Source organism: Phenylobacterium sp. (genome assembly GCF_036263695.1).
Taxonomy (GTDB): Bacteria; Pseudomonadota; Alphaproteobacteria; order Caulobacterales; family Caulobacteraceae; genus Phenylobacterium.
In genome coordinates this window covers 1-6,480 of sequence record NZ_DATAGM010000080.1, presented here as the reverse complement: position 1 = coordinate 6,480, position 6,480 = coordinate 1, and the positions used below count along the sequence as shown (strand labels likewise).

Below are 6,480 nucleotides of genomic sequence, written 5' to 3'. Positions count from 1 at the left end.
CAGGATCTGGACGAAGGTCAGGCCCAGCAGCGTCGCGGCCACGCGCCCCCAGGGGCTGGGCAAGGTCTGGCGGGCCGCCCCGGTCCACGCGTCCAGCGCCGTCCAGATAAGGGCTGCAAACAGTGCGAAGGCCAGCCCGAGGTGCACGGCCAGCCGCTCGGGCGCTACCGAGACGCGGTCCGCCAGCCCGCTGGCCACCATCCACCAGCCGATCGCCCCCTGCAGGCCGCCCAGCACGAACAGCAGGATGCAGCGGGGGATCAGCCGCCGGGGGATCTGCTGGCGGACCAGGAAATAGACGAAGGGGATGAGGAAGACCGCGCCGACGAGGCGCCCGAGGAAACGGTGGATCCACTCCCACCAGTAGATGGACTTGAACTCGGCAAGGCTCATGCCACGGTTCAGCAGCTTGTACTGCGGGATCTCGCGGTACTTGGCGAACTCGGAGGCCCAGTCCGCGTCGCTGAGCGGGGGCACGGCGCCGGTCACCGGCCGCCACTCGGTGATCGACAGGCCCGAGCCGGTCAGGCGGGTCGCCCCGCCGACCGCCACCATCGCCAGCACCAGGGCGGCGATGATCAGAAGCCAGACAGCCACCGGCCGGGACCGGTCGGAACGCAGGAACGAGGTCATGGGCGGGCGGGGAGCCCCTCATCGGCGGATTTGGGCAAGCTTCAGCAGGCCGCCCGAAGGATCGCGCCTCCCTGCCCCGCCCACACCCCGCTTGGCAAGGGGCCGCGGGGCGCCTATCGCTCGCCGCTCAGCAAGAGGAGCCCGACTTGGGCGCGCGCACCCGCAAATTCATCGGACTGTTCGTCATCCTGGCGTTCCTGGCCGCTTACGTGGTGGTCGCCACGCTGATCGCCGACCTGCTACCGGACAACCGCCTGGTCGAGCTCGCCTACTTCGTAGTGGCCGGGACCTTCTGGTTCATCCCGATCCTGCCGCTGATCAGCTGGATGAACCGCGGGCGCTGAGCGCCGGACGTGTCGGAACTGGGTGGGAAACCGCGGATGGTCGGAGCGGCGGGATTCGAACCCACGACCCCTTGACCCCCAGTCAAGTGCGCTACCAGGCTGCGCTACGCTCCGACATCCGCGAGGGGCGGGTTATAGGCGCCCTCCCACGGCCGGGCAATCGGTATGTGGCGAGATGGCGCGCTCAGCGGCGCAGCAGCGCATCGAGGCGCGACTTGGCCGCCTCGAGCTCCGCCATGGCCGCCTCCAGCCGCTCGCGCGCGGGCTCGTCGAGGTCGACCGGATGGGGCGTTGATTCGACCCCTGAGGCGACCGGCGCGCCGGCGAGCCCCTGCCCCGCCGAGATCAGCCGGCGCAGACCCTCCTCGCGATGCAGCCGCTGGACGCCCTTGATGGTGTAGCCTTCCTCGTGCAGCAGCCGGCGGATGCCGCGCAGCACTTGGATGTCCTGAGGCCGGTAGAACCGGCGCCCGCCGGCTCGCTTCATGGGCCGGATGAAGGAGAACTTGGTTTCCCAGAACCGCAGCACGTGCTGCGGCACATTCAGCTCTTCGGCTGCTTCGGAGATGGTGCGAAAGGCGTCGGGGCCCTTGGCCACCGTCAGCCGCCTCCAGACAAGGCCGAATCCACTCTGGCCTTCATCACCTGCGACGCACGGAAGCCGATCACCCGGCGCGGCTCGATGGCCGCCGGCTCTCCCGTTTTGGGGTTGCGGCCCATCCGGGCGCGCTTGGCGCGCACCTGGAAGACGCCGAATCCGGACAGCTTGACCTGCTCGCCCCGCTCCAGGGCCTGGGCCATCAGCTCGAGGGTTCGTTCGACCAGAGCGGAGCAATCTTGCCGCGTCAGGCCGACTTCTTCGTGGACCGCCTCACACAGATCGGCCCGCGTAACGGTAGCGCCTTTCATCGACCCCCCGTAGCTTGTGTCGGTTATCCGTCATGACCTGATAGTCGCATCAAGTCAAAGGCTTCAAGCGGGGAAATTTATCTTTGCTTAGAGGCGCAGCACGCAGGCGCCCCAGGTAAGCCCGCCGCCCATGGCTTCGAGCAGCAGCAGCTGGCCAGGCCGGATGCGGCCATCCTCCACCGCCTTGGCCATGGCGAGCGGAATTGAGGCCGCCGAGGTGTTGGCGTGTTCCGAGACGGTGCTGATGACCTTGTTGTCGTCGATGCCCAGGCGCTTGGCCACGCCCTCCAGGATCCGCTGGTTGGCCTGGTGCGGGATGAACCAGTCGACGCTGGAGACTTCGATCCCGGCGTCGGCCGCCGCCGCGACCACGGCCTCGGAGATGTTGACCACGGCGTGGCGAAACACCTGGTTGCCCTGCATCCGCAGCTTGCCGACCTCGCCGTTGGTGGAGACCCCGCCGTCCACGTAGAGCAGGTCCTGCTTGGTCCCGTCGGCGCGCAGGGCGAATCCGAGCAGCCCACGGTCGGCGATCGTCCCCTCCTCCGGGCGCGGCTCCAGCACGACCGCGCCGGCCCCATCGCCGAACAGCACGCAGGTGCCGCGGTCGGTCCAGTCCATCAGCCGGGTCATGGTCTCGGCGCCGATCACCAAGCAGCACTGCGAGCGGCCGCGGGCGACGAACCCGTCGGCCACCGACAGGGCGTAGACAAAGCCCGAGCACACTGCCTGGACGTCGAAGGCGATGCCGACCGGGGCGCCCAGCTTGCGCTGCACGATGGTGGCGGTGGCGGGGAAGGTCAGGTCCGGGGTTGTGGTGGCCACTACGATCAGGTCGACGTCGGCGGCGGTCTTGCCGGCGGCGGCTAGCGCGCGGCGCGCGGCCTCGACGGCCAGGTCGGAGACGGCCTGGTCCTTGCCGGCACGGTGGCGTGTGCGGATCCCGGTCCGCTCGACGATCCATTCGTCGGAGGTCTCGACCACCTGCGCAAGGTCGGCGTTGGTCACCACCTCGTCCGGAAGATAGCCGCCGACCCCGGTGACGACGCTACGCAAGACCCTGGTCACTCATGCGGCTCCATCGGCGGCGGGCGGGGGCGGCGCCTGAACCGCGTCGCTCAACCTGCTCATATTCCTTTCGATCTGCGCCGCGAAGTCGCTTCGGGCCAGATCGGCGGCCATGTGGACCGCGTCGGCGATTTCCTGCTCGCTGGCGCCGCCGTGGGTCTTCACTACCACGCCGTTCAGCCCGAGGAGCGGCGCGGCGACCCGGGGCGTCAGTCGGTCGCGGAAGGCCCGCAGCGCCGGCCTCGCCAGCAGCGCGCCGGCCTTGGCCATGGCGGTCGAGGTCAGCGCCGCCCGCAGCTCGCCGGTCATGAATCGGAACACGCCCTCGGCGGTCTTCAGCGCCACGTTGCCTGTGAAGCCGTCGGTGACCACCACGTCCACGGCGCCCTTGGTCAGGTCGTCGCCCTCGACGAAGCCGCGGTAGTCGAGGTCGAAGCGGCCCTCGCGCAGGATCCGGTGCGCCTGGCGGACCTCCTCGTGGCCCTTCATCTCCTCGGAGCCGACGTTCAGCAGGCCGACGGTGGGGCGCGCCACCCCTTGCGCGGCCCGGTGAAAGGCCTCGCCCAGGATGGCGAACTCCACCAGCCGCTCGGCGTCGCAGTCGACGTTGGCGCCCACGTCCAGCACCGAGGTCACGCCGCGCGCCCCCGGCCAGCTGGCCACCAGGGCCGGGCGATCGAGCTCGGCGCTCATCCGCAAGATCAGCTTGGAGATGGCCATCAGGGCGCCGGTGTTGCCCGCCGAGACCGCCGCCCCCGCCTCCCCCGCGCGGATCGCCTCCACGGCGTTCCACATCGACGAGCCCTTGGCTCGGCGGAGGGCCTGGGCGGGCTTCTCGTCCATGGAGATGACGCCCGGGGCGGGGCGCACCTCGGCGCGGCCCTTGAGGCTCGGGCAGGCCGCCAGCGCCTCGGTGAGGACCTGCTCGTCGCCATGCACCAGGAAGCGGACGCTCGGCCCCAGCTCGGCGGCCGCGCGCGCCAGCCCCGGCGCGACCACGGCGGGCCCGTGGTCGCCGCCCATGGCGTCAACGGAGATGACCAGCGGCTCTGTCACGGCGGTTTTGGCTTAAGACCCCCTGCGGCGACCTCGCCGGCCGGCGGCCGACGATACAGCCGCGCGCTTCGGCTGCAAAATCGGGCCGGGGGTCAGCTCAGCCCTTCCGGTCCTTCAACCCTTTGAGCACGGCGAAGGGCGAGTCGTCACCCTTCGGGTTCTCGTAGTCGAAGGTGGCGCCCGGCTTGCGGGGGAACGGATCGATCTCCAGCGCCAGGTGCTCGATGAGATATTCGCCCAGGTCGATCTCCTCGCCGGCCAACTCGTCCGGCAGGTCCGGCGCGTCGGGTTCCAGCTCCATCTCCGGCCCCTCCGGCGAGGGCGCATGCGGGCTCCCGGCGGGCACCACGCGGACCTCAATATCGCCGCTCAGCGGCTGCTCGAAAGGATCCAGGGTGACGCCGCACTCCTGCTCCACAACGGCGTCGAACCGTCCGCCGATCTCCGCCCCGTCAAGCCAGGAGCGCACCGTCATGCGGGCCGTCAGCGCAGGCAGGCTGACGAGGCCGAGCCGCTTGGCGATGGCCTTCCGCTCGGCTTCATCCGGCGCGACGTCCACGGTGATGGGGCCACGAGTCACCTCGGAGAGGCGGATCGTGTGGGCGCTCATGGCCGCCGCTCCCAGCCCGCCTCGCCGGCCAGCAGCCGCTCCAGCGGCAGCGCCGCCAGCGCGGCGCGCTTGGCGAGCAGTTCGTCCGCCAGCGCCTGCGGCTGCGGGCTCGCCGCCCCCGCGAAAGCCGTGCGCTGCAGGAAGGCGGTCAGCGGGCCCTGGTCCGGCAGCGCGGCGATGGCCGCATCGTACGACTTGCCCCGGCCGTAGAAGGCCTCGCCCAGCCGGCGCATCTTCTTGCCCACCGAGGTGTCGCCGACGCCCAGCTCGCGCAGCCCGTGGTCGAGGGCGCTGATGTAGGTGTCGAACAGCACCTGTGAGGCCTCGGCCGCCGCCGGCCCCTGCCCCCGCAGCCGCTCGATCAGCAGCAGGACGTGCAGGGTGTAGAGTTCGAATCGCCCCTCCGGCGTGTCGGGCACGCCCAGGTCGGCGTAGAGCCGGGGCCGGCGGGCCTCGGCGACCGCCCCTGCATAGAGCGCCCGCCCCGCCTCCTGGGCGGCCCTGGGACGGAACAGACGGGCCAGGATCATGGAAGAAAGCCTCGATTTCGCCGCCGGATGCGCTTAACGGCGGCATTGAACTAAGTAACCACGACGGCTAGGTCAAAGCCGCCGACCCAAATGATAGGTTCCAGAGGCCCGATGTTTCGCAAAGCCGCCCTCGTCGCCCTGAGCGCCGCCCTGCTGTCCGCTGGCGCCTGCGCGCCGATCACCAGCTATCGCGGCTTCCAGGCCATCGAGACCAGCCCCAAGGACATCCAGGCCGGGACCGACACCAAGACCACGGTCCGCACCAAGCTGGGGTCGCCCTCGGCCACCTCCACCTTCGATGCGAACACCTGGTACTACATCGCCGAGGTGAAGGAGCGCGTCGCGTTCCGCAAGCCCCGCGTCACCCAGCGCGAAATCGTCGCGGTCAGCTTCAACGGCCAGACCGAGGCGGTGGAGCGGGTCGACGTGGTCACCCTCGAGCAGGGCAAGGTCATCGCCTTCAACGGCCGCGAGACCCCGACCCGCGGCCGCGAGCTGACCATCCTCGAACAGCTCCTCGGCACCGTCGGCCGCGGCTCCATGCTGCCCCGGGACGACGAGAGCGCCCCCGGGAACCGCCCTGGCGATCGGCGGTAGGGCTCACCCTACGAAGCAGCGCTCCCTGCGCCGGGCGGGAGCGCCTAGATGACCTGGAACTCGCCGCTTTCCTTGAAGCGCATGTAGGCCTCCACCGTGCGCCGCATGTTGGGAAGCATCTGCGGCAGCGCGTCCGGTGTGAACCATTCGACCGCGTGGCTTTCGTCGTCGGCCACCGTCGCCTCGCCCTGGAAGGTCCGCACGGCGAACAACAGGATGAAGTACTGACATCGGTGGCCGTTGGGGTAGGTGATCGTCTCGAACGCTGGATCGGAGGCGAACCCAAAAGGGATCGCCTCGGCCGCGTCCAGTCCGGTCTCCTCCTTCAATTCCCGCAGGATGCTTGCGGTCAGGTCCTCACCTTCCTCCGGCGCGCCGCCGGGCACGCCCCAGAGGTCGAAGTCGGAGCGGTGCTGCAGGAGAACGCGCCCGACGCCATCTTCCACGACCACGCGCCCTCCGGGCATGAGGATCAATCGGTCGCCGACGACCTGGCGCAGCCGTCCCAGATAGCTCTCCGAAAACCCCGCCATCGCCAGCCTCCCCAGTCGTGGGCGATGCTGCCAGCAGGCGGCGCCGGGTCAAGGTCGCCGCGGGACAGCGGCCAAGAAAACGCCCCGGAGATCGCTCTCCGGGGCGTCGTCGTCAGTGACGAGGGATCAGATCAGCCGACTGCGCCGTGGGCCAGCACCGCCAGCAGCAGCAGAGCCACGATGTTGGTGATCTTGATCAT

The 6,480-nt window shown here is 70.0% G+C and carries 10 protein-coding genes and 1 tRNA gene; 2 read left to right on the top strand and 9 right to left on the bottom strand.

What is annotated here, in order from left to right; genetic code table 11:
- Positions 1 to 633, bottom strand: a 633-nt coding sequence (locus tag VHK87_RS03230; protein WP_329633460.1) for a COX15/CtaA family protein, incomplete at its 3' end; no start/stop codon positions are given.
- 146 nt (positions 634 to 779) lie between these two features.
- Here VHK87_RS03230 and VHK87_RS03225 point away from each other — a divergent pair.
- On the top strand, positions 780 to 977 hold the full coding sequence (locus tag VHK87_RS03225; protein ID WP_329633459.1) for a DUF2842 domain-containing protein: 198 nt from the start codon (positions 780 to 782) through the stop codon (positions 975 to 977).
- A gap of 37 nt (positions 978 to 1,014) precedes the next feature.
- Here VHK87_RS03225 and VHK87_RS03220 read toward each other — a convergent pair.
- The 7 genes from VHK87_RS03220 to VHK87_RS03190 all read right to left on the bottom strand — a co-directional run bounded on the left by VHK87_RS03220 (position 1,015) and on the right by VHK87_RS03190 (position 5,150).
- Positions 1,015 to 1,091 (bottom strand) — tRNA-Pro (locus VHK87_RS03220).
- 70 nt (positions 1,092 to 1,161) lie between these two features.
- Entirely contained in the window at positions 1,162 to 1,575 is a 414-nt protein-coding gene (locus VHK87_RS03215) for a MerR family transcriptional regulator (protein ID WP_329633458.1), read from the bottom strand.
- 2 nt (positions 1,576 to 1,577) lie between these two features.
- Positions 1,578 to 1,886, bottom strand: a complete 309-nt coding sequence (locus tag VHK87_RS03210) for an integration host factor subunit alpha (protein WP_329633457.1) — start codon at positions 1,884 to 1,886, stop codon at positions 1,578 to 1,580.
- Positions 1,887 to 1,973: 87 nt separating this feature from the next.
- Entirely contained in the window at positions 1,974 to 2,954 is a 981-nt protein-coding gene (locus tag VHK87_RS03205) for a beta-ketoacyl-ACP synthase III (protein ID WP_329633456.1), read from the bottom strand.
- Positions 2,955 to 4,010 (bottom strand): phosphate acyltransferase PlsX, encoded by a 1,056-nt coding sequence (plsX, locus tag VHK87_RS03200; protein ID WP_329633455.1) that lies wholly within the window; start codon positions 4,008 to 4,010, stop codon positions 2,955 to 2,957. It lies immediately after the preceding gene.
- 97 nt (positions 4,011 to 4,107) lie between these two features.
- The gene (locus VHK87_RS03195; RefSeq protein ID WP_329633454.1) at positions 4,108 to 4,620 is read right to left on the bottom strand and encodes a DUF177 domain-containing protein; all 513 of its coding nucleotides are present in this window, start codon (positions 4,618 to 4,620) and stop codon (positions 4,108 to 4,110) included.
- Entirely contained in the window at positions 4,617 to 5,150 is a 534-nt protein-coding gene (locus VHK87_RS03190) for a ubiquinol-cytochrome C chaperone family protein (protein WP_329633453.1), read from the bottom strand. Before VHK87_RS03190 ends, VHK87_RS03195 begins: the two co-directional genes overlap by 4 nt.
- Positions 5,151 to 5,261: 111 nt before the next feature.
- On the opposite strand from VHK87_RS03190, the gene VHK87_RS03185 reads away from it, so the two are divergent.
- Positions 5,262 to 5,747, top strand: coding sequence for an outer membrane protein assembly factor BamE (locus VHK87_RS03185; protein WP_329633452.1), 486 nt, complete (start codon positions 5,262 to 5,264; stop codon positions 5,745 to 5,747).
- A 44-nt stretch (positions 5,748 to 5,791) separates the two neighbouring features.
- On the opposite strand, the gene VHK87_RS03180 is transcribed toward VHK87_RS03185, so the two are convergent.
- On the bottom strand, positions 5,792 to 6,280 hold the full coding sequence (locus VHK87_RS03180; protein WP_329633451.1) for an NUDIX domain-containing protein: 489 nt from the start codon (positions 6,278 to 6,280) through the stop codon (positions 5,792 to 5,794).
- Between the last annotated feature and the right edge of the window lie 200 nt (positions 6,281 to 6,480).

Excerpts from the sequence above, each read along its gene's own strand:
- VHK87_RS03185 (WP_329633452.1), top strand. The coding sequence starts at position 5,262 with ATGTTTCGCAAAGCCGCCCTCGTCGCCCTGAGCGCCGCCCTGCTGTCC.
- VHK87_RS03190 (WP_329633453.1), bottom strand. The coding sequence starts at position 5,150 with ATGATCCTGGCCCGTCTGTTCCGTCCCAGGGCCGCCCAGGAGGCGGGG.
- VHK87_RS03210 (WP_329633457.1), bottom strand. The coding sequence starts at position 1,886 with ATGAAAGGCGCTACCGTTACGCGGGCCGATCTGTGTGAGGCGGTCCAC.
- VHK87_RS03180 (WP_329633451.1), bottom strand. The coding sequence starts at position 6,280 with ATGGCGGGGTTTTCGGAGAGCTATCTGGGACGGCTGCGCCAGGTCGTC.
- VHK87_RS03195 (WP_329633454.1), bottom strand. The coding sequence starts at position 4,620 with ATGAGCGCCCACACGATCCGCCTCTCCGAGGTGACTCGTGGCCCCATC.